The organism is Nonomuraea sp. NPDC050790 (assembly GCF_044456745.1).
Taxonomy (GTDB): Bacteria; Actinomycetota; Actinomycetes; order Streptosporangiales; family Streptosporangiaceae; genus Nonomuraea.
In genome coordinates this window covers 1-21,199 of sequence record NZ_JBITGF010000011.1, presented here as the reverse complement: position 1 = coordinate 21,199, position 21,199 = coordinate 1, and the positions used below count along the sequence as shown (strand labels likewise).

Genomic DNA, 21,199 nt, shown 5'->3' with positions numbered 1-21,199 from the left:
CGTGGGGTGGCTTGCCGTAACGGGAAAGGGCGGAAAGCATCGCGCAGAGAGCACAGACCGCAAGGCTGAACCGGGTTCAGCCGCGCAGGGACAGCATCATGGCCTCGACCGCGATCTGCGGGTTGACGTTGGCTTCCAGGCGCTCCCGGCACATCATGATCGCCTCGATCCGCCGCAACGTCTCCTCCGCCGTGCCCCCCCGAGCCACCTGATCCAGATCGAACCGCAGGTCGTCGTTGGCCAACTCCACCCCCGCCCCAAACTGCATGGCCAGCACGTCCCGATAGAACGAGACCAGCTCCAGCAACGCCGAATCCAGTGAATCCCGCTTTATCCGTGTAGCGCGGGACTTCTGCCGATCTTCCAGCTCCTTCAGCGCCCCCGCGCCCCCACGCACCAACCCCCGGTTGAGCCCCTTCCCCGTGGACCCCTCGCCATAGAGCTTGCGCAATTCGGACGTCTCAGTCTCGTTGAGCGCCGCCGTGGCCGCGGCGGCCTCCTCCTCAGCCGTCTTGACCAGCCGCTCCGCCGCGGTGATGCACTCCCCCACCCCCGTCAACGACCGGGGAATCGCCAGCACCGCCTCCCGCCGCGACCTGGCCCCTTCGTCCAGCGCCAGCGACCGCGCCCGGCTGATGTGCCCCTGCGCCGCCCGCGCCGCGAACACCGCCATCGGCTGCGGCACGCTGTCACGCGTGGCCAGCACGTGCGCCACGGCCTCGGTCCCGGGCGTGGTCAGCGTGATCACCCGGCAGCGGGACCTGATGGTGATCATCATGTCGTCCGGCGCCGGCGAACACAGCAGCCACACGGTACGCGGCGGCGGCTCCTCGATCGCCTTCAACACCGCGTTCTGGGCCGATTCCGTGGCCCGGTCGGCGTCCTCGAACAGGATCACCCGCCACCGCCCCTGGGTGGGCGCGCCCGCGGCCCGCAGGATGAGTTCGCGGGTCTGCTTGACGCCGTAGGACAGCCCTTGCGGCCGGACCGATTCGAGGTCGGGATGCGACCCGATCATCACCTGATGGCACTGGTCGCAGTGGCCGCATCCGCCGTCCGGGCAGAGCAGCGCGGCGGCGAAGGCCCGGGCGGCGTCCTCACGCCCGGAACCCGGCGGGCCGGTGAACAACCACGCGTGCGTCATGCCCGCGCCCCGCCCGCCGCCGACGACCTCGCGCGCGGCCGCCGCGGCACGCGAGAGTACGGCTACCGCCTGGTCCTGGCCGACAAGGTCATCGAAGACGCCCACGGGAGCAAGGTTAGTCGCGGATGGCCGGCATCGTGCCCGTGATGTCTTCTGAGGCCTGCGGCACCGGGTCGGGCAGGATCTCCCTGACTCGGTCCTGGATCGTACGGGTGATCTCCTCGGGCCGCAGCGTGCCGTCCACCACCAGGTAACGCGCGGGCGCCGCCGAGGCCAGCGCGCGGAACTCCTTGCGCACCCGCTCGTGGAACTCCAGCGGCTCGGACTCGATCCGGTCGGCCGCCCCGCCCAGCCGGGTCAGCCCGATCTCCGGCGGCGTGTCGATCAGCACGGTCAGGTGCGGCACCAGCCCACCGGTCGCCCAGGCGTTGACCTTGGAGACGTCGCCGGGTTCGAGCTCCCGCCCGGCGCCCTGGTAGGCCAGCGACGAGTCGACGTAGCGGTCGGTGACCACCACGGCGCCCCGCTCCAGCGCCGGCCTGATCACCTTCTCGACGTGCTCGGCCCGGTCGGCGGCGTAAAGCAGCGCCTCCGAGCGCGCCGACAGCCCGCGCTCGGCCGCGTCGAGCAGGATGGCGCGCAGCCGCATGCCGACCTTGGTGGATCCTGGCTCGCGGGTCTGCACGACGTCGTAGCCCTGGTCGCGCAGCCAGATCGCGACGAGCCTGGACTGCGTGGTCTTGCCCGAGCCCTCTCCGCCCTCGAAGGCGAGGAACAGCCCGGGCGTCTCCTCGTCGGAGTCGGCCGCGTACCGCTGCCCGCGCAGCGCCGCGACAAGGTCCTCCGACAGCGGGACGCCCTTGCGGTCGTCCAGGTGGCGCAGGCTCAGAACGCCGACGACGGTGACCAGCACGCCGCCGATGACCAGCACCAGGTTGACGCCGTCGAAGCGGTAGTCGTACCCGGCGAAGGCGATGTTGTGCACCCCGAACGCCGCCGCCAGCGCGGCGGCCACCACGACCACGAGCAGCAGCGTCACCCGCGCGGCCGCCCGCAGGAACGGCAGGGCCCGCCCGCGCAGGGAGTCCTCGGCCTCCAGCCCGATCAGCGTGTAGCCGATGATCCACGAAAGGCCCGCGCACGCGCCCAGCAGCGCGGTCAGCATGACCACGATCACCAGGTTGTGGATGAGCGCGATCGCGACGAGCACCACGCCCGCGAGCACGACGGAAAGCCCGAACAGCCGCCGCCTCGACAGCCCCGCCAGCAGCCTCGGCCCGAAGAAGACGCCGAACGCGACACCGGCGAAGGCCGCGAAGAACACCATCGCGTACGCGGCGTCGCCGCCCCGAAGCTGACTGACGTACTGCTCCGCCACGACCACCACCGCGCCGCCCGCGGCGAAGGCGCCGAACATGCCGATGATCAGGCCGCGGACCAGCCGGTCGCCGCCGACGGCACGGCGGCCCTCGGCGATCTCCCTGATCACCGACGGGGTCGCGACCGTGCCGGAGCGCCGGGGAAGGTCGCCGAGCATGAAGACACGCGCCGCGGAGACCAGGTAGGCGACGGCGGCGATGATCAGCGCCGGTCCGGCCGTCGCGGTCGCGGGTGAGAACGGCGTCACGTCCCGCAGCAGGTCGCCGACGACCGACAGCGCGGCGAACAGCAGGGCCGCGGGCGCCGCGGTGCCGTAGGCCGCGAGCAGGTCGAGCCGGTTGGCCGCCTCCCGCTGCTCGGCGGGCACCAGGTCGGACACCGTCGCGTCCTTGGCCGGCGTCCACAGCAGCCTGGCGCACTCGGCGAGGAACATCGCGACGACCAGCCACTGGTAGCCGCCGATGAACACGGCCGACAGCACCACCGCGAACCTGACCAGATCGGCGGCGGCCATCGTCAGCCGGCGGTCGAAGCGGCCGGCGAACGCGCCCGCCAGTGGCCCCAGCAGGACCGCCGGGAGGATCTTGGCGACGAAGACGCCGCCGACAGCCAGCGCCTGCGTGCGCGGGTCGCCCTGGAAGAGGTTCCCGGCGACGGCGGTCAGCGCCAGGATGGTCAGCCAGTCACCCATGCTGCACGCCGACGTGGCCGTCCACAGCTTGCGAAATGGGGCGTTAGCCAGCAACTGTGCTGGTCTGCGTCGGCCAGGGGCGGTCATAGTGTCAGCGTATCCAGGTGCTCGCCGGGCGTGGGAGGTCACGAGACGAGCCGGATATACCCGGCTGCTCGCGCCTGAGGGTATTACGTCCTGAGGCCCGTGTGCAGGGCACAAACCCCGAATGGGCCCCCATCGCTATGCCGTTCGGCACTCGCGCACCAGAGGCGTCCAGGCGGCTCTCACCGTCTCCGGCAGCTCCAGATCTCCCCAGAGCTCCACCAGCAACACGCCGTCGACGTAGCGCAGCAGGTCATCGGGGCTTCCTTCGCGCAGCACGGCGGAGTAGACCTTGCCGCGATCGGCTCTGTCGGCCAGGTCGCGCCGCTGGCCCACCGGGTAGTCGACCATGGCCAGCGCGCGCTCGGCCGGCAGCCGGGGCAGCCGGTCGGGCACGTGGAAGGGGCCCTCGTGCTCGGTGAACTCGATCTTCGGCTCCAGCGCCAGATGGAACCCGGCCGCGTCGAGGATGCGGCCCGCGGTCTCCAGCGTCGGCGACTTGCGGCCGTGCTCGTAGGCGGACAGCGTCGTGCGCGACGTGCCGCTGAGGTCCGCGAGCACGGTCTGGTTCATGCTCGCGGCCTGTCTGGCCCGTTTGAGCAGCAACCCGCCGCGCTCGGCCCAGAATCTGACGTCAGGCGTACTCACCCGGCCACCTCCTCGGTATCCGGTTGGATACTACGCCGGGCAGGGTGGGTGCGTCAGGCGAATGGGGAAGTCAGCGCAACTCCAGCAACGTGATCTCCGGCGGCGCCCCCACCCGCACCGGCGGGCCCCAGAAGCCGGCGCCCCTGGTGACGTAGACCTGCACGCCGTCGACCGTGGCCAGCCCGGACACCACCGGCTGCTGCAACGGCACCACCAGGTTGAAGGGGACGATCTGCCCGCCGTGCGTGTGCCCGGAAAGCTGCAGGTCCACGCCGTAGTCCTTGGCCCGATCGACCTGAACCGGCTGGTGGGCCAGCAGCACGGTCGGCCGCGCCGCGTCCCGCCCGCCGAGCGCCTTGTCGAAGTCGGGCCCGTCGTCCATCGACGCGCCGTTGATGTCGTTGACCCCGGCCAGGTCGAGCACCGCGCCCTGGTGCCGGATCTCCACCCGCTCGTTGCGCAACGACCGCACGCCGAGCCCGTCGAGCTCCTTGACCCACTCGTTCGGCCCGTTGGCCGTGTAGTACTCGTGATTACCGGTCACGAAATAGGAGCCATATCGGGATTCGAGGCTCCGGAACGGCTTCGCCAGCGCCCCCAGCTCCGCCACCGACCCGTCCACCAGGTCGCCCACGATCGCCACCACGTCGGGCTCGAGCTCGTTGATCATCCGGACGATGCGCTCGGTGTGCCCGATCCCGGTCAACGGCCCCAGGTGGATGTCGCTGACCACCGCGAACCGCAGCCCGCCCAGCCGGGGATCGAGCTTCGGCAGCGTGACCTTGACCGGCTCGATCACCGGCGGCCCCAGGGCGGTGCGCATGCCGTACCCCACGGTCCCCGCGGCCGCGACGCCCGCGACCAGCGCGGTGGTGCGCCCGATGAACAGCCGTCTGCTCACGTCGTCCGCGTCGCCGGACGTCTGCGCGGACGTCCGCGCGGGCTCCGTCTCGGGCGGCGCCCCGCCCGAGACCAGCACGGGCTCCTTCACCTCAGGTACGGCCGGCCGCCGCCACAACCGGCTCACCACGGCCCGCGGGATCTCCAGGATCACCAGGAAGACCACGAGGTAGAACATCATCGCGAACCAGATGTAACCGGGCCAGGCCAGCCACCACAGCCCGGCCTCCACACGGGTGCCGATGAAGGTCGCCACCACGAGCAGGACCAGGCCGACCATGGCCCAGGTCAGCGCCCGGCGCGAGCGCCCGGGCACGGTGGTCGAACGGACCAGCCTGCGCCACAGGTAGTAGTGCACGGCCAGAACGACCACGATCATCATGACGGCGAATCCCACGCGGTCATGCTACGAGGCGGCGCCGACAATGCGCGCGGCGCCGCCTGAGAGCCCTCTCAGGACTTGGCGGCCGGCTTCTTCGCCGGCGCCTTCTTGGCCGGAGCCTTCCTGGTCGTGGTCGTCTTCTTCTTCGGCGCCGGCGCCCGCTCACGCCGCTCGGCCAGCAGTTCGGCCGCCCGCTCCGTGGTGATCTCCTCCACGGTGTCGTCCTTGCGCAGGGACGCGTTGGTCTCGCCGTCGGTGACGTACGGTCCGAAACGCCCTTCCTTCACCACGATCGGCTTCTTGGAGTGCGGGTCCTCGCCCAGCTCGCGCAGCGGCGCCGCCGCCGCGGCACGGCCCCTGCCACGCTGCTTGGGCTGCGCGAACAGCTCCTTGGCCTGCTCGATCGTGACCGTGAACAGGTCGTCCTCGGCGGCCAGCGAGCGCGAGTCCGTCCCCTTCTTCAGGTAGGGGCCGAACTTGCCGTTGTGCGCGACGACCTGCTCGCCCTCCAGCTCGCCGACGAGCCGCGGGATCTCCAGGAGCTTGAGCGCGTCCTCGAACGTGATCGTGTCCAGCGACATCGTCTTGAACAACGAGCTCGTGCGCGGCTTGGGGGCGTCCGCCTTCTTCGTCCGCCTCTTGGGCGTCTCGTCCTCGGGCGGAGCGGGCAGGATCTCCGTCACATACGGCCCGAACCGCCCGTCCTTGGCCACGATCATGTTGCCGGTCACCGGGTCGTGCCCCAGCTCGCGATCACCCGTCGGCCGCGAGAACAGTTCCTCGGCCTTCTCCGCGGTCAGCTCGTCCGGCGTCATGTCCTCGGGGACGTTGACGCGCGAGCCCTCCCTGTCCAGGTACGGGCCGTATCGACCGACACGCAGGACGATGTCGCTGTCCCTGATCGCGAAGGAACTGATCTCCTTGGCGTCGATCTCGCCGAGGTCGGTGACCATCTCCTTCAGTCCCTCGTCGCCGTCGGCCCCGTAGTAGAACCGCTGCAACTCGGGCACCCGCTCGGCGCGATCGTTGGCGATGTCGTCGAGGACCTTCTCCATCTCGGCCGTGAAGTCGTAGTCGACCAGGTTGCCGAAATGCTGCTCCAGCAGGTTGACCACCGCGAACGCCAGGAACGACGGCACCAGCGCCGTGCCCTTCTTGAACACGTAGCCGCGGTCGAGGATCGTCCCGATGATCGAGGAGTACGTCGAAGGACGCCCGATCTCCCGGTCCTCCAGCTCCTTGATCAGCGTCGCTTCCGTGTAGCGGGCCGGCGGCTTGGTCGCGTGCGCGGCCACGTCGAGCCTGCTCAGGTCGAGCGCGTCGCCCTCGGCCAGGTTGGGCAGGCGCTTCTCGGAGTCGTCGCGGTCGGTCGACGGGTCGTCGGCGCCCTCGACGTAGGCCTTGAGGAACCCGTGGAAGGTGATCGTCCGGCCGGAGGCGCTGAACTCGACCTCCTCACCCGCCGACGACGCGCCGCCCACCTTGACGGTGACCGACTCGCCGACCGCGTCCTTCATCTGCGAGGAGATGGTCCGCTGCCAGATCAGCTCGTACAGGCGGAACTTGTCGCCGGAAAGCCCCGTCTCGCCGGGAGTGCGGAACTCCTCCCCCGAAGGCCGGATCGCCTCGTGCGCCTCCTGCGCGTTCTTCACCTTGCTCGCATATACCCGCGGCTTGTCGGGCACGTAGGCCGCGCCGTACAGCTTGATGGCCTGAGAGCGCGCGGCGGCGATGGCGGTCTCCGACAGCGTGATGCTGTCGGTACGCATATAGGTGATGAATCCCTCTTCGTACAGCCGCTGCGCGACCTGCATCGTGTGCTTCGAGGAGAAGCCCAGCTTCCGGCTGGCCTCCTGCTGCAATGTGGTCGTCCGGAAAGGCGCATAAGGCTTGCGCGTGTACGGCTTGCGCTCAACCGACTTGACCCGGAAGGACGAGGCGCGCAGGCGCCCGGCCAGCTCACCGGCGGCCGCCTCCGACAGGTGCAGCACCCCGGACGTCTTCAACTGGCCGGTGGAGGCGAAGTCGCGGCCCTGCGCGACCCGCTTGCCGTCGACCGTCGTCAGCGTCGCGGTGAAGTCACGCGGACGCTCCTCGGCCTTGCCCGTGTCGAAAAGCGCGGAAAGGTCCCAGTAGTTGGCGACGGTGAACGCCATCCGGTCCCGCTCGCGCTCCACGACCAACCGGGTCGCGACCGACTGCACGCGGCCCGCCGACAGCCGAGGCTTGACCTTCTTCCACAGGACCGGGCTGACCTCGTAGCCGTAGAGGCGGTCGAGGATGCGGCGCGTCTCCTGGGCGTCGACCAGGCGCAGGTTGAGGGTGCGCGGGTTCGCGACGGCCTCCTGGATCGCCTGCTTGGTGATCTCGTGGAAGACCATGCGGTGCACCGGCACCTTGGGCTTCAGCACCTCCTGCAGGTGCCACGCGATGGCCTCGCCCTCGCGGTCCTCGTCAGTGGCGAGGTAGAGCTCGTCGGCGTCCTTCAGGAGCTGCCTGAGCTTGGTGACCTGGGCTCGCTTGTCGGCGTTGACGACATACAGCGGCTCGAACTCGTGCTCCACGTTCACGCCGAGCCGAGCCCACGACTCCCCCTTGTACTTCTCGGGGATGTCGTCGGCCCGCTCCGGCAGGTCACGGATGTGGCCGATGCTGGACTCGACGACGTAGCCACGCCCCAGGTACTTCTCGATCGTCTTCGCCTTGGCGGGCGACTCGACGATCACCAGGCGTGTTCCGCCGGCGCCGTTGTTGGCTGGCACGCTGCTTCCTACCTCGCTGTTCGTTCGCGCTTCCCCCTGCCGGAGTCCGGCACAGATCTGCAAGGTAACCCGGATTGCGGGTTTTTTCCTTCCCCCGGGCTACCCACTACCTTTCGGGTCCACCCACAAGGACGCAGAATAAGGCCCACCGAGCAGCCTCGCGCCCTGACTCACCCTGGAGACTAATCGTTGTGCCCGACTACTCCTACATGGATATCTTCATTCCACCCGACACCTCCCGCGAAGCCGCACGTCAACTGCTGACCGAACACGCCGAATACGGCCAGTGGGAACTGTCCCGCGTGCGGTTGTACCCCGACGGAAGCCGCCGTGTACGGCTGCGCCGCAAGATCATACGAGTTCGCAGCACCCTCTGATTTCCTTCCCCCGGGCGGCCGAATGTGGACATGGCTTTGCCCGTCCCGGGGCCGCGCCCCCCAGAACGGGCAAAGCGTCTGGCGCTCCTTACTCACTGGCTGTGAGCGAGAGCCGTACCTGGACTACTTCCTGCCGAGCCGCAGCCGGCGGGTGGTCGCGAACAGCGTCGTGGACGCGGCGAACATCGCGCCGAGCACCAGTGCGAACAGCGAGGTCGAGTTCATCCCCGTGACGCCCGCGGGCTGAGCGGCGCTCATCAGGCCCAGGTCGCCGACGGGCAGCGAGCCCGCGGTGGAGGCTACGGCGCCGCCGACCGGAGTCGCCGAGGCCAGCCCGCCCACCGGGCCGAGGGCCGACAGCGGGTTGCCGGAAGCGGTGTGGTTCTTGATCTTGTTCTTGTTCTTGACCGGCAGGTTGGTCTTGCCGTGCGTGGCAGGCGTGGCCGGCTGACCGGGCAGACCGGGCAGACCGGGAAGCGCGGGCAGGCCCAGGGTCTGGGTCACGTCGCCCACGACGGGCAGCGGGGGCAGACCGCCGGAGCGCATCTGCTGGGTCACGTTCCCGGCGTCCTTCAGGCTCGACAGAGCGGGAAGGGGCAGGGCGGGCAGCAGGCCGCTGTTCTTGGCGACGCTCCCCTGGCGCGGACGCGCGTAGTGATCGTAGCCGTGACCCTCGTCTACCGGCTTGCCGACGTGCGAACCACCCAGGCACCCGGCGGCGGCGTCACCCAGGACGGCCACCGCGTTGCCGCAGACGTTGACAGGAGCGGTGATCGGCGCGATCACCTGGTTGCCGGCGAGCACGCCGGACTGGCCCGAGGTGGTGTTGCCACCGCCGCCGATGCCGTTGTGCGGGTTGACGCTGGCGCCGCCCTTGCAGTGGGCCTCGGCCAGGCCGAGCGCGGCCACCGCGTTGCCACAGGCGTTGATCGGAGCCGTGATCGGGGCCACGACCTGGTTGCCGGATCCGACACCCGACTTGCCAGAGGTGGTGTTGCCGCCGGCGCCCTTGCCGCCGTTCTTCACCGACACGCCGCCGCGGCACCCGGCGAACGCCTCGCCGAACGCGGCCACGGCGTTGCCACAGACGTTGATCGGAGCGGTGATCGGAGCCACGACCTGGTTGCCGGACAGCACGCCCGAACGCCCGGAGGTGGTGTTGCCGCCCGCGCCGCTGCCAGCGGCGGTGTTCTCGACGGTGCTGCCGCCCTTGCACCCGGCCGGCGCGTTGCCGACCGCGTTGCCGCAGGCCGTGATGGGCAGGCTGACCGGGGCGATGACCTGGTTGCCGCTGCCGGCGCCGAAGCGCCCGTCGGTGTCGTTGCCGCTCGAACCCCTGCCGTGCGCGGAGTGGTAGCCGTGACCGGGCTTGCCGCCGCCGTTGGTGACCGACGAGCCGCCCTTGCACCCGGCGAACGCCTGGCCGAAGACGGCGATCGCGTTGCCGCAGATGTTGATCGGGCCGCTGATGGGCGCGATCACCTGGTTGCCGCCGAGCGCGGAGCTCCGGCCCGAGGTGGTGTTGCCACCGGCGCCGACACCGGTGTTCTTGACCGACGAGCCGCCCTTGCAGCCCGCGGTCGCGTCGCCGAAGATCGCCAGCGCGTTGCCGCAGGCGTTGATCGGGGCGCTGATGGGCGCGGTGACCTGGTTGCCGCCGAGCAGGCTGCTGTCGCCGGAGGTCTTGTTGCCGCCGGCGCCGCCCTTGCCGGAGTTCTTGACGGTCGCGCCGCCCTTGCAGCCCGCGTCGGAGCTGCCGAACAGCGAGACCGCGTTGCCACAGGCGTTGACCGGCGCGCTGATCGGCGCGTTGACCTGGTTGCCGCCCAGAACACTGCTGTTGCCCGACGTCTTGCCGGGGATGCCGCCCTTGCCGGTGTTCTCGACCGAGGCGCCGCCCTGCGAGGTGGCGCTGGACTGGCCGGCCGCGCCGACGGCGTTGCCACTGATGTCGATCGGCAGGGAGACGGGCAGGTTGACCTGGTTCCCGCCGCCGACCGATGAGTTGCCCGAGGTGTCGGCGACAGCCGTACCGCCGCCGAAGGACATGACCGCTACGGCGAGCAGAGCCGCCGGGGCCGATGCCTTTGCCCACGTACGCATGATGAATGCTCCTAGTGGTTCTTGGGGGGATTACCTGACGATTCGCGGGCAGCCCGAGACCGTGCGCGCCCTCTGGACGGGGCGACGCTCAGCGGAGATCACGGGGTACGCGAACCTGTGACTGACTCGCATGCGGAGGGGATTCTGGATTCGCCCACGCTCCGCCGCCGGGCCTCAAACCAGGGCCGGCCGATGACGCGTTAGATCAGTCAGGTGAGAAGGAAGGGTCGTCCGCCGCCGTGCGGACGACGGGGGGCAGCACGCACGCCAGGGGGGCGCGCTGTGCCGTGAGGCGCGGGTCGAACGACGACCTCGCGACGTCCCCCACGCTCGGCCCGAAGGGGCCGCTGCCACCGCCGTTGGGGGCCAGCCCATTGGCGCCCATGTTCTTGGAGGCGGTGGATGGTGCGGGCATGCCCGGGGTCGACTGGCTGGTCAGCCCGTCGACCGTCAGGCCTGCCATCGCCTCGGCATTGTCCGTGACCGAGACGGCGTCGCCTGCCGTGGGGAAATCACCCGATACGGGTCCGGCGGCGAGCATGGGATGAGAGGTGTCGGCCGCCGCCGGAGCGGCGGTGAGCATCCCGAAGAGAAGAGCGAGCAGCCATCCGGCGGCCACCAGGGCCCCGACCGCGACTGCCCGGGCGATGACGTGACCGGCGCCGGCCGCGAACCGCGCCATCCGGTCCTGCCGATCAGCGATCGCGCCCTCCGAGGGAACGGCCACGCGCACGCGCCGCGCAGCCAGGGCGATCGCCCTCTGCTGCTGCACCGGCGTGCGTGCCACGTGGCCTCCCAAGCTCCAGAACCGACCTCACCGTGTGAGGCCGGTCCATGGACTCACCCCTCAACGGTCCGTAACCGTAGCACCACCCAACGTTGCCGCAAGGGCTTTTCACCAGACAACCAGGAAGAGGTCAAGAACCCTGCCTCTGGACCAGCTCATCCCCGTCCCTTGGGCATGCCCTTCTTTGTTGGCCGGGGGCTCCCCGCAACCCCTTCACGGGGTTGGACGGAAACCATGTATGACGCACCCCCCAGAGTTTGCTAACCTTTCTCTCGCCGACGCGGGATGACGGTCCCGCGTGCAGGCACCAAGTCCGGGTGGCGGAATAGGCAGACGCGCTAGCTTGAGGTGCTAGTGCCCTTTGCGGGGCATGGGGGTTCAAGTCCCCCCTCGGACACACACCGCACGCACATGTGGGGGTTCCGGATCGATCCGGGCCTCCACATACTGCTTTCCGGGGTAGTACGTGAGCTTCAGGCCCAGCTGGGTGTAGAGCGCGGCCTTGTCGTTGGGGTCCGCCTCCCCGACGAGCCGCACCAGATCGCCGACTTCCTCGAGCATCGATCGGATTTCCTCGGCGCTGACGCGCTGCGCGGCCGGAACGGCCTTCAGCTCCCCCTCCAGACGGGCGCGTTCGCTCTTGGTCTCGTTGATCCACGAACTGATCTCGACCGGGTCACCTCCGGCGTCGAGCGCCGAGCGGTACTGGCTGATTTTCCGATCACACTGCGACAGCCGCTTCCGCAGGCCGATCAGGGCCGCCTCGTTCGGGTCGATCGCCTGCTGGGCCATGGCCGCGATCGTGTGCTCCAGCCTGCTCGCCCCGAAGGCGGTCCCCAGCCAGCCATCCACCTCATCCAGGATCTCCGCCTCCCGCAGATAGACGATCTTCGGATGGTCGAGCTCGTTGGTGATGGCGTACTGGGCGGGGAAGCGGCACCGGTAGTAGGCCTGCTGGTTGTTCCAGTTGCCCTGCATCCGGCGCTCGCAGTATCCGCAGAAGAGCACGCCCCGGAAGGCGTACGGGCGCCGGGTCGGGTGCGGACGCTGGCTGTATTGGCCGTTCGCTCGCCTGGAGAGGATCTCCTGGACCCGCTGGTACTCCTCGACGCTCACGATCGCGTCGTGGACCGGATGCTCCGACCAGATCCACTGGTCATTGGTGTTCCACCGCTGCTTGGTCGTCGTCCCCAGCGCGACGTTCTCCACGTCCAGCAGCACCTCGTCCTTGCGCTGCTTGTTCCACACCTGATGGCCGGTGTAGCGCGGGTTGGTGAGGATCACCCGGACGGCGTACTTCGACCACGCCCGCTGATCCCGATGCTTGTTCCGCCCGGGATCGTTGGCGGACGGCGACAGGATGCCTTGCAATGTGAGGTCTTCGGCGAGGTCCAGATAGCCCCGTCCCTTGAGAAACTCGCTGTAGATCCACCGCACCACGCGGGAGGTGACCGGATCGGCCACCAGCCTGCGCAGTCTCCGGCCGTCAGCGGCTTTGCCCGGGTTCGGGTGCGGTCCGGCGTCTTGGAGCGTGTACCCGTACGGTGGGCGTCCGCCGAGGAAGCGGCCCTCCGTCGCGGTGATCGCCGCCATGGCGGCCCGGACGCGGATCTTGATGCGGTTGCGCTCGCCCTTGGACAACCCGCCGAAGACGCCCATGATCATGTCGTGGGCCTCGTTCACCGGGTCGATCGGCCCACCGACCTCGGGCACCCACAGTGGCACGCCGAAGTGCTCGAACAACGGGAACGTGAGGCTGTACTGATTGCCGTAGAAGGCCCGTTGCGGCTCACCGATCACCACGGCGTCGAAGCCTCGGCGCGGGTCCTTCAGCTCCTCGATCAACGCCGCCGCGTACGGCCGGAGCTGCCAGGGGATCGAGCGGGACTTGTCGACGTCGAAGAACTCCGCGACGATCTCCCCGCCCCGCGACTCGATCAGCGCCCGCGCCCGATGCAACTGCCAAGCCCGCGACGCTTCTGGATCCTGGTTGTCCTCGGTCGACACCCGGCCGTAGAAGCCGAACCTGATGGTCATTTCTGCTGCCCCTCTTTCGCGGTCTGCGGATGCTTCACGCGGGCGACGGCCTTGAGCAGAATTCGGAGCAACACGCTGCCCGCGCCGGGGGTGAGCTCCAACTCCTCCCCCGGCACCACCAACCGCAGCCCGACCTCTGCACCGCTCACGACTCGTCCCAGCTCGGAACGGGCCCCCGCATCCCACCGGCGACCGGATCGGGCCCTACGGGCCCGCCCACCCCGGCGGGCCTACATGACCGCTCGCCTCCACAGCCGATGTCAATCACCACCTGGACACGACCACACGCCCGTCCAGCCGCAGACGGCCGTGCACAGCCTGTGGACAGATGAAGACCGGCGCCACTCGTGCTTGACCCGCTGCCGGAGAAGGCGGGCCTCATCCCTGGCCCCCTCGCTTGCTCAGGATGAGGAGATCCTCATGCGCTGCCGCGTACACCGGCCGCCCCTTCTCCTGGCCCCTCCACGCCTCCAGCATCTGGAAGAACGACGCCCGATTCACCAGCCCACCGTCACGCAGCCCACACAGCAACGCCGCCAGGCGGTGTGTGAGCACCAGGCCGGCCGCCTCCGCAGTATCGATGACCTGACCGGAAAGATCCACGAGCCGACCACCGACCCGAATCGGCCGAACCGTGATCGCGACCACTCCTCCGGGCCGCAGCAGTTCCCCGCACCCGGCAAGGATCTGCCCGAAGCCCTCCATCAGCTGTGGCAGCGGCCGGTGGGCAAGATTGCCCTTGTCGGTGGAGTATCGGTGGTTCGACTTCTTGACCGATCCGCCGCCCTCCCGGCTCCCACAGCGGACGTGCCCATGCGTCCGGACACCGTACGGCGGCGAGGTCAGCACCAGCGCGGCCATGCCCCGTAGATCCGCGAGCACGGTCGCGATGTTCCGTGCGTCCCCACAGGTCACCCTGGCGTATCCAGCAGCACCTTGAGAGCGGGCATGCTGGACGTTCGCAGCGCTAAGGCCGGCGAAGTCCTCCTCGTACTCCATCCCTGCCGCGTGCCGCCCCAGATGCACCGCCTCCACCAACGTGGTCCCGATCCCGCACATCGGATCCACCACCAGATCCCCCGGCTCGGTGAAGGCGGAGATGACCTGGGAGGCGATCGCCGGGAGCATCTTGCCCGGATGTCTCATCGACTCCGCGATATACCGGCCGCGCCGCTGGACCCGCGATTGCAGCTGGCCCGTGGCCAGCACCGACGGCAAAACGTTGTTCTCGTTCATCGGACCACCTCAGCCTGTCCGTGCGAACAGGAGAACGTCCGCGTGCACCGACGCAACCGGCGGCAACTCCGCAGACTGAACACGACGAAGCTGCGCCAGCTCCGCCGGCCCCGGCTGAACAACGAGCGCGTCCCCCTCGACCGGGACCCGCACCGCGATGACGTGCTGGACATAGGCCAGCCCGGCCGCATCTGCGCGCCGGATGATTCCCGGCGCGAGGTCCACCAACCGACCCCGCTCATGCCGGGCCGTGGTGATCACCGCCAAGTGACCATCTGGCGCGAGAACATGCCGCGCATCCTCCAGGAACCGACCCAGTTGCGGCGCGCTGAGCGTCGGCCGCTCCGACCTGCACAACGGACACGCGACCAACGCTGAATCGCCCGGCCGCCCCGATTCGGGATAGGGCGGAAGCGCCGCGATCAGCAACTCGACCCGGCCCGCGAAACCGAGCAGAGCCTCCCGCAGGTCCTGCGGCCCGTGCGGACGCACCCTCACCGCCGCCCGCTGCTCCGCCGAGAGCACCTGCCGCAGCCGGCCGACGAGATGCTGCGCGACCGGGAAACGAGGAACGCACCCGACCCCCAGCCGCCCCATCTCCGCCGCCGCCACGAGCACCGTCTCGCTCATCGTGAAGACGTCTGTGACGATCCCGCCCGGACGCGTACAGGCCTCGATCAGATGCCGCGCCAGCTCTCGCCCTACAGCCTGATGATGCCGACCGCACACTGCTTCGGTAATGCGCGGACCGTCCTTGGCCTTGGACATTCCGGACGTGGCGTCAGAACACAGCCACACCGAGAGCGGCACCAACCGCCTCTCGACGGCACGCGAGCCTTTCGACCGCGGTCCATGGTTCTTGCTCATTTACGGTGACCCGTGACGGCCACCCGTTCCCATGAAATGAAACACCACTTGATCGGCGCTGATTGGAACCGCGTTCGATCCTCCAGCCTCCCTGCTCAGCGGGACGGCGCATCAACTACCGCCCTTCGTCGCCATGGGCCAAGGGAGCCACACAGGTCGGTGGAACTCGGTCCGACGTTTGATCAAGCCTTGGGAGTCGAGCGTCCTCTGAGGGCCAACACCGATGTCCGCGCCAAGGTACCGGTGCGTTTCCACCAGGGAGACGTGATCGCAGCCACGTGCTGCTCAACACTGGCAATGAACTTCTCCTCCGCTGCCCCCAAGTCCGTGAGGTCGACGCGATCGGGGCCAATATTCATGCCCTTGTCATCCTCAAGCCCGGGGACCTTCCATGCCTCGTGCATAGCGCCGCCGGCAATCTTGCGCACTGCGGCAATCAACTCGCCATAGGCGGCGCCGGTCTCTGGCGACTCGGCTCGGGTCCATGCCTGGTAGTAGGAGATCCGGGACTGCACCTTGCGGAGTTCCTCTGACAACCTGATTCGCTCAGCTTCCTTCTGGTCCGTACGACGGCGGCGGATAGCGTAGGGAAACTCCTTGTAGTCGGCGTAGGCCTGGTATGCCTCCGCCAGGGTGCTGCGGACCCGTGCCCGTTCCTCGAGACGGGTGCTACGCCGGGCGAGAGCTGAATTGATCATGGCGGTCACCACGGCGGCGACAACCGCGCCGGACAACACTGCGGCGAGGAGGCCGTCACCCACGGCGGGGGCCACAGCGATGTTTACGGTTGACGGCTGAACAGTTGGCATCCCTGTGGTGGGCACCGCAGGCGCGACAGCGTTGGACAGGTTGGGGGTGGGGCCGGTCATATTCTCAGTCTTGGCCCTAGCCTGCGTGCCACGCGAGGGGTGATTGTGGACTGTGGGGCACCTCCTCTCCGACCCATTCCCCGGTCTGGTGCCACCAGGCCTCACGGATCAAGTGAGCACAGATGTGCCCGGCGAGGGCAACGCCGCCGTCGTACCAGCGCCAGCGCTGAGAGGGCGGGTCGCCTGGATACCAGATGCAGAGGCTGCCGTCGTCGTAGCGGTGAGGCGAGCCGGGGCCGGGCACGTAGATCTGCGGGGTGTCTGGGCTGTTGACGGCGAACGCAACGGTCACCCGTCGTGCATCGAGGCCGGTGGGTGTGAGGGTGACCCGGACGGCGAACCCCTTTCGCCGCCCGGTCACCGATCTCGCCTTAAGAGTCCTCACCACAGCGACGTCATGCCCCACAGCATGCAAGTCGGCGATGAGCCGCAGGCGATTCACCGGACGCTCGAACCAGGCGGGGTGCCGATAGGAAGGAACTCGTCTCACGACGCCCTGCGCCCGCCGTATGCCCGAGTCGGCGGAATGACAACCGCCGGAGCGGAGAGCCCTAGCGCGACCGTGGTCATCGGCGTGCGGGGCCGCATCGCCGCAACGACCGCCGCCAGCTGGTCGCTCGCCGGTGCCTCGACATAGTTTCGGAACACCTTGTGCAGGGCGGACTGTACAGCGGTCTCATCGTCGTCATGGGCCAAAGCGTCGGCCATTGCGTCGGCGGCGGCACGCAGTCGCTGAACCACGGCCTCGCGGGTAACGCCCTTCATCAGCTTCAGAGGCTTGGAGACGCCAGCGGGGTCCGAGGTGTTGCACCCGGTGGCGAGGAAGGTCGCTCCCTCATCGAAAACGGCGTGCAGCCCGGTGGCGACGCTCATGCCCGGTGTGACATGTTCAAGAGCCAGCGCCGAAAGGTGGAATGAGGAAAGCCCCGGCAAGGTCCACTGCTTGTTCCATGCCTTCGCCAGCCGGATGACCCGGCGGCGGGTACGGCGCAGCGCCACTGTGCCACCGTTGAGGAGCTCGACGTGCTTCTCCGGATCGGAGGCCTCCCAGCGATCCATGTGCAGATTGGGGATCCACAGCCCACTGCCCTCGCGGCGCGTGAGCGCGAGGACCAGGTCAACGGAAGGATCCTGGCCGTTAACAGGCTCGCCGAAAGTGATCTTCGGCCCGCGCTTCGAGGTTCCGCATCGGGCATTCGGGTAGGTGTTCCGGATCTCGGGCCCAAGCAGAGCACACAGATCGGCGGCAACGCTGTTGGGCGCCTCCCCACCACCGTCCGGGCCGAGCTGAGGGTAGTAGCTCCGGTTCAGGACAACGCCTCCGTCGCCGTCAGTGACCGGGTCGTTGATGGTGTGATGGGCCAGAGACCCAGAAGCGTACGTACGCTGCGCTCCCCGGAAGCCAATCGCGATCTTGCGGACAAGCGCGAGCCGTCCCCGGGTCTCGGTCAATGCGGCGTCGTCGGCAGCGATGTCGCTGCCGACGGACGTCAGATAGTCGTTGGTGTAACCCACGGTGAGGGTCCCTTCAGGTGTTAGAGGGGTCGTTCACCCCTGTCACACCTACTGACGCCGAACCTCACCGGACCGTCCGGCTACTCCGCGCACTCCTTACACACCCGCGCCGTGGGACTGGCGAACTGATTCGGGTTCAAGGTGAGAAAACACCGCTCGCACTGGCGGTCGGCTGCGTAAGTGCAGGCACAATGCCCAGCCGGGCAGCGCGAGGTGCGGCACTTCGAGCAATTCTCCGCCGGAAAGAACTGTTCCTCGCAGACCTCGCAGAATTGCTGCCGAGAGACGAAACCGCTGGAACCGGTGCGCGGCAGAGCGAAGGACTTCCAACCTGGCCGATCCAGGACGGCAACGGTGATCAGATAGTCGCCCGACCATGCGGCATCACCGTAGAGCCGAACGCTGGTCGATCCGGATCTGTATTGCACGTAGGTGTCGTCGACCTGCACGTTGGTGCGGCGGTGCAGGGCCGCCCGGACCAACGGCGTGTCTGCCTGACTCCAGCCTCGGGCCGGAGGGTAGACCTCGCCATGGGTGGCGGCGAACGATACGGTCCCCGCGCTATCCAGTACTGCGACAATGCCGTCGGTGCCCAACTGTTCAGCGATCCGTACAGAGCAGGCGGCACGGGATGCCTGCGTCCGCTCGAACAACGAGACGACATCGCCGGCGGATGGCGACCGGCCGTCAAGACGGGGCTGAAGCGTGTCGTCCGGGATGAGCACCAGCGAGGCGAACACGTCACATGCAGCGTCCTCAAACGCTTCAGGGGCCGCCGACTGCCGACGAACCGCAAGGGCCAGCCTGGAGTCCGTCTTCTGCAGGTGGTGCCCAAGTTCGTGGAGGGCAGTGAACTGTCGACGCCGGAGGCTGAGCGACTCGGTCACGGTGAGAGTCGGTGGGGTGGTGGAGTGTACGTACCCGCCCGCGACAGAGCATCGCGCCCCGATCATCTCGTCAGGGACCCTGCGGACCTGCACGTCGGGCCAGGTGTCGAGTTCGTTGAGGGCGTCAGTATTCAGCCGCTCAGCTGCGCCCGGCCACCTCTTCTCGAGGAGTAGCAGCATGCGGCGCGCTTGTGCGACAGCCTCAACGCGAAGAACGTTCATTCTGCGGCGTCCGGATCGAGCTGATGCGCTTCCGCCCATCGGCGGATCCGATCGGGCCAAGAAGGTTCTTGATCACCGGTCTGCCGCGCCGCCATCGCACTGACCTCATAGGCCATGGCGAGACGGGTCTCACTGTCAGTGAGCTCGTCCCGGCGCCTGCGCTGCCGGACCAGGCCTCGCCACCTAGGCTGGTCGAGCTCCCTGACGAGACCCAGCGGAGGCGGAGCAGCTGTAGGTGCGGCGCCGAGTACCTCACGCATGATGGCGGCCTCTTGACCCGTCGTCGCCCGCTTACCGTCAATCAGGTCGAGAACGACTGGGAGCGGGACATTCAGCCGAGCGGCGACCTCATCAAGCGCCTCTGGCTCAAGAGCGTCGATGTTGATGCCGCTTGTGGTCTCCGTTTCGGTTGTCTCGGCCTCAGCCGCAGTCACCTCAGCCATCGCTGCCAGATCGTCTTCCAACGCGGCCCTGGCCTCGGACAACGCCGGATCGACCAACCATGAGGTGGCGGCCTCAGGTACCTTTTCTGGTCGCGTTACCCGGTCGACGATCCGTCCTAAGAGATCGGCGCCCACCATGTCGACGGGCCTGTCCAGCGCGCTGGCCGGTAGCTGCCGGCGCAGCCCTGGCCATACGGTTACTGCACCTTCGAGAGAAGTGACCTCACCCTCGATCAGCATGGCTTCGGAATCATCCGCGATGGGCTCGATCGTCACCGGAACGGCGGTCACCGAGTTGGTGTCGACGGCAAGGAGCAGCACCAGCACACCGATGTCGTCACGGAGAGCACGCCAGATCTGCCCTCGCAATGGCAGCCACGTCGAGCGGGGTCCGAATCGGCGTACCAGCGCCGCCTCGGTTAACTGAGGAGCGGCTGCTTTTTGTGCTAGAGCAACCAGACGCTCTGGCACTCGGCCGGTCTCACTGGATGTCACGACGGTCACCCTTCCATCGAGCGGGTTGACGGCCTACACCATGGCTGACGCCGAAACGGCCCCATTTGTCCGGGCTCCCTTACGGATTGACCAAACACAGCCGTAGTACCTCCAGCATCACGTTCTCGCGCAGGTCATCATCGGGCACCATCTCACTCAATACAGCCTTGAGCTTCTTGGCCGCTTCGTATGCTTGGGTCCGGCCGACGCCTAAGACCTGCATCTGGTCACCCGCCGGCTTGTTCAGATGCGGCAGCAGAGCCCGCTGCGACGGGGACAGCTGGGCAAACACCTCTTGAGCTCGCTCTCCGACCTCGACGAGAACATCAGGTCGATCCTCGAACGGCGCGACAGCCAAGTCGAACGCCGTCTGATCAAGAGTTGCGTCGGCATACTCCGCTGCGGCTGGGAAACGCTGCAGAAAGATCCATGTGAGCGCGGCTACCTCAAGCGAGCCGGTGGCCGCCGAAAACACCGCTTCCAAAATGGCGATCAACGAATCGTCACTGGCCAGCGGCGCACGCCGCTCACCAGACCAACGGACGGCGAGTACTCCAGGTACCGAGTACGCCGCAGCGACTAATGGCCGTAACTCTCCCGAGTAGGGGGCGAACTGAGCGCCGACCAACTGCCAGCGCCCGGCACCGGGAGTACCGGATGGCACCTGCTCGAACTTCAACGTCGCGGCCAGCAGTTCCTCAATCTTACGTCGCACCGACCCCACGGGGGTCTTGCGCGCCTCGCTCACAAGGAAGTTCCGGATCGACCTGCGCAGGTAGCGTTCCATCGAAGGAAGGTTGGCTGTCTGCGCCAGAACGGCAGCCGTCACCTGGCGCCCCTTCGCGGCGAAGAAGCTCTGCACCAGATCCCACACCGAGTCCTCGGTCCACCCCGAGCCGGGCTCCAGCACCGGAAACCGGCGCACCTCTTCCCGCATCAATTTGAAGAGCAGCTTCAAACCGAGCTGATCGAAGTGACCGAACTGTTGCAGCTCGCGGTACGCGTCCATGACGGCTCCCGTATGCACAGGTCTGTCGGGCTTTACCTAATCCTTCGGCAACAAGGAAGACCAGGCACAAGCCACACGTCTCGTCTCATCGCTCGGTGACCGCAGGTGTTACAACCACATCCACCATCGTCAGGCGTAGCGCGACGGCTTGACGAGAACTTTCACAGCTCGCTTAGCCGAGCACATACCAGCAGGTCAGGTGAGGGCTGGCGGCCTTGGTGCGCTCCTTGAGCGTCACTTCAGGGTGCATCTATCGCCGCAGGTCAGCTAGTGCCGTGACCGGAAACGATCGCCGGGTTGGATGACTGGCTTCAGGCTGCGTTCGTGCGTGTGCGTCCGCCCCAGCGGAGGCCTTTCTCGC

General features: G+C 68.1%; 17 protein-coding genes and 1 tRNA gene. 2 read left to right on the top strand and 16 right to left on the bottom strand.

Annotated features, from left to right (window positions below; genetic code table 11):
- Window positions 1-76: 76 nt before the first annotated feature.
- The 5 genes from ACIBEJ_RS42665 to topA form a co-directional block, all read right to left on the bottom strand.
- Entirely contained in the window at window positions 77-1,249 is a 1,173-nt protein-coding gene (locus ACIBEJ_RS42665; protein ID WP_397188672.1) for a DNA polymerase III subunit delta', read from the bottom strand.
- 10 nt (window positions 1,250-1,259) lie between these two features.
- A complete protein-coding gene (gene tmk / locus ACIBEJ_RS42660) occupies window positions 1,260-3,302 on the bottom strand; it encodes a dTMP kinase (protein WP_397188671.1) in 2,043 nt (680 codons plus the stop codon).
- Between the two features lie 135 nt (window positions 3,303-3,437).
- On the bottom strand, window positions 3,438-3,947 hold the full coding sequence (locus ACIBEJ_RS42655; protein ID WP_397188670.1) for a helix-turn-helix domain-containing protein: 510 nt from the start codon (window positions 3,945-3,947) through the stop codon (window positions 3,438-3,440).
- Between the two features lie 70 nt (window positions 3,948-4,017).
- Entirely contained in the window at window positions 4,018-5,244 is a 1,227-nt protein-coding gene (locus ACIBEJ_RS42650) for a metallophosphoesterase (protein WP_397188669.1), read from the bottom strand.
- A gap of 56 nt (window positions 5,245-5,300) precedes the next feature.
- On the bottom strand, window positions 5,301-7,991 hold the full coding sequence (topA, locus tag ACIBEJ_RS42645; RefSeq protein WP_397188668.1) for a type I DNA topoisomerase: 2,691 nt from the start codon (window positions 7,989-7,991) through the stop codon (window positions 5,301-5,303).
- Between the two features lie 209 nt (window positions 7,992-8,200).
- On the opposite strand from topA, the gene ACIBEJ_RS42640 reads away from it, so the two are divergent.
- Complete coding sequence (locus ACIBEJ_RS42640; RefSeq protein ID WP_397188911.1) at window positions 8,201-8,368, top strand: DUF5703 family protein; 168 nt, start codon at window positions 8,201-8,203, stop codon at window positions 8,366-8,368.
- Between the two features lie 123 nt (window positions 8,369-8,491).
- Here ACIBEJ_RS42640 and ACIBEJ_RS42635 read toward each other — a convergent pair whose 3' ends face one another.
- Complete coding sequence (locus ACIBEJ_RS42635; protein WP_397188667.1) at window positions 8,492-10,471, bottom strand: chaplin family protein; 1,980 nt, start codon at window positions 10,469-10,471, stop codon at window positions 8,492-8,494.
- Between the two features lie 205 nt (window positions 10,472-10,676).
- Window positions 10,677-11,258: a hypothetical protein gene (locus tag ACIBEJ_RS42630; protein WP_397188666.1), complete on the bottom strand. Its 582-nt coding sequence runs from the start codon at window positions 11,256-11,258 to the stop codon at window positions 10,677-10,679.
- A gap of 311 nt (window positions 11,259-11,569) precedes the next feature.
- Here ACIBEJ_RS42630 and ACIBEJ_RS42625 point away from each other — a divergent pair.
- Window positions 11,570-11,655: transfer RNA gene (locus ACIBEJ_RS42625), tRNA-Leu, on the top strand.
- Here the strand turns inward: ACIBEJ_RS42625 and ACIBEJ_RS42620 are convergent.
- The 9 genes from ACIBEJ_RS42620 to ACIBEJ_RS42580 form a co-directional block, all read right to left on the bottom strand.
- Entirely contained in the window at window positions 11,637-13,295 is a 1,659-nt protein-coding gene (locus tag ACIBEJ_RS42620; RefSeq protein ID WP_397188665.1) for a recombinase family protein, read from the bottom strand. The two genes, ACIBEJ_RS42625 and ACIBEJ_RS42620, sit on opposite strands and share 19 nt — an antisense overlap.
- The gene (locus ACIBEJ_RS42615) at window positions 13,292-13,444 is read right to left on the bottom strand and encodes a hypothetical protein (protein ID WP_397188664.1); all 153 of its coding nucleotides are present in this window, start codon (window positions 13,442-13,444) and stop codon (window positions 13,292-13,294) included. Before ACIBEJ_RS42615 ends, ACIBEJ_RS42620 begins: the two co-directional genes overlap by 4 nt.
- A 229-nt stretch (window positions 13,445-13,673) precedes the next feature.
- Window positions 13,674-14,531: a TRM11 family SAM-dependent methyltransferase gene (locus tag ACIBEJ_RS42610; protein WP_397188663.1), complete on the bottom strand. Its 858-nt coding sequence runs from the start codon at window positions 14,529-14,531 to the stop codon at window positions 13,674-13,676.
- Window positions 14,532-14,540: 9 nt separating this feature from the next.
- Window positions 14,541-15,398: a DNA methyltransferase gene (locus tag ACIBEJ_RS42605; RefSeq protein ID WP_397188662.1), complete on the bottom strand. Its 858-nt coding sequence runs from the start codon at window positions 15,396-15,398 to the stop codon at window positions 14,541-14,543.
- A 182-nt stretch (window positions 15,399-15,580) separates the two neighbouring features.
- The gene (locus tag ACIBEJ_RS42600) at window positions 15,581-16,267 is read right to left on the bottom strand and encodes a hypothetical protein (RefSeq protein ID WP_397188661.1); all 687 of its coding nucleotides are present in this window, start codon (window positions 16,265-16,267) and stop codon (window positions 15,581-15,583) included.
- Between the two features lie 486 nt (window positions 16,268-16,753).
- Entirely contained in the window at window positions 16,754-17,782 is a 1,029-nt protein-coding gene (locus ACIBEJ_RS42595; protein ID WP_397188660.1) for a hypothetical protein, read from the bottom strand.
- A gap of 80 nt (window positions 17,783-17,862) precedes the next feature.
- Complete coding sequence (locus tag ACIBEJ_RS42590; protein ID WP_397188910.1) at window positions 17,863-18,735, bottom strand: ImmA/IrrE family metallo-endopeptidase; 873 nt, start codon at window positions 18,733-18,735, stop codon at window positions 17,863-17,865.
- A gap of 152 nt (window positions 18,736-18,887) precedes the next feature.
- Window positions 18,888-19,829 (bottom strand): hypothetical protein, encoded by a 942-nt coding sequence (locus ACIBEJ_RS42585; protein ID WP_397188659.1) that lies wholly within the window; start codon window positions 19,827-19,829, stop codon window positions 18,888-18,890.
- 79 nt (window positions 19,830-19,908) lie between these two features.
- Window positions 19,909-20,838 (bottom strand): hypothetical protein, encoded by a 930-nt coding sequence (locus ACIBEJ_RS42580; protein WP_397188658.1) that lies wholly within the window; start codon window positions 20,836-20,838, stop codon window positions 19,909-19,911.
- Between the last annotated feature and the right edge of the window lie 361 nt (window positions 20,839-21,199).

Bases quoted from the DNA above. Each gene is read 5' to 3' on its own strand.
- tmk (WP_397188671.1), bottom strand. From the start codon at position 3,302: ATGACCGCCCCTGGCCGACGCAGACCAGCACAGTTGCTGGCTAACGCC.
- ACIBEJ_RS42640 (WP_397188911.1), top strand. From the start codon at position 8,201: ATGGATATCTTCATTCCACCCGACACCTCCCGCGAAGCCGCACGTCAA.
- ACIBEJ_RS42635 (WP_397188667.1), bottom strand. From the start codon at position 10,471: ATGCGTACGTGGGCAAAGGCATCGGCCCCGGCGGCTCTGCTCGCCGTA.
- ACIBEJ_RS42620 (WP_397188665.1), bottom strand. From the start codon at position 13,295: ATGACCATCAGGTTCGGCTTCTACGGCCGGGTGTCGACCGAGGACAAC.
- ACIBEJ_RS42610 (WP_397188663.1), bottom strand. From the start codon at position 14,531: ATGAACGAGAACAACGTTTTGCCGTCGGTGCTGGCCACGGGCCAGCTG.
- ACIBEJ_RS42605 (WP_397188662.1), bottom strand. From the start codon at position 15,398: ATGAGCAAGAACCATGGACCGCGGTCGAAAGGCTCGCGTGCCGTCGAG.
- ACIBEJ_RS42600 (WP_397188661.1), bottom strand. From the start codon at position 16,267: ATGACCGGCCCCACCCCCAACCTGTCCAACGCTGTCGCGCCTGCGGTG.
- ACIBEJ_RS42590 (WP_397188910.1), bottom strand. From the start codon at position 18,735: ATGATCGGGGCGCGATGCTCTGTCGCGGGCGGGTACGTACACTCCACC.
- ACIBEJ_RS42580 (WP_397188658.1), bottom strand. From the start codon at position 20,838: ATGGACGCGTACCGCGAGCTGCAACAGTTCGGTCACTTCGATCAGCTC.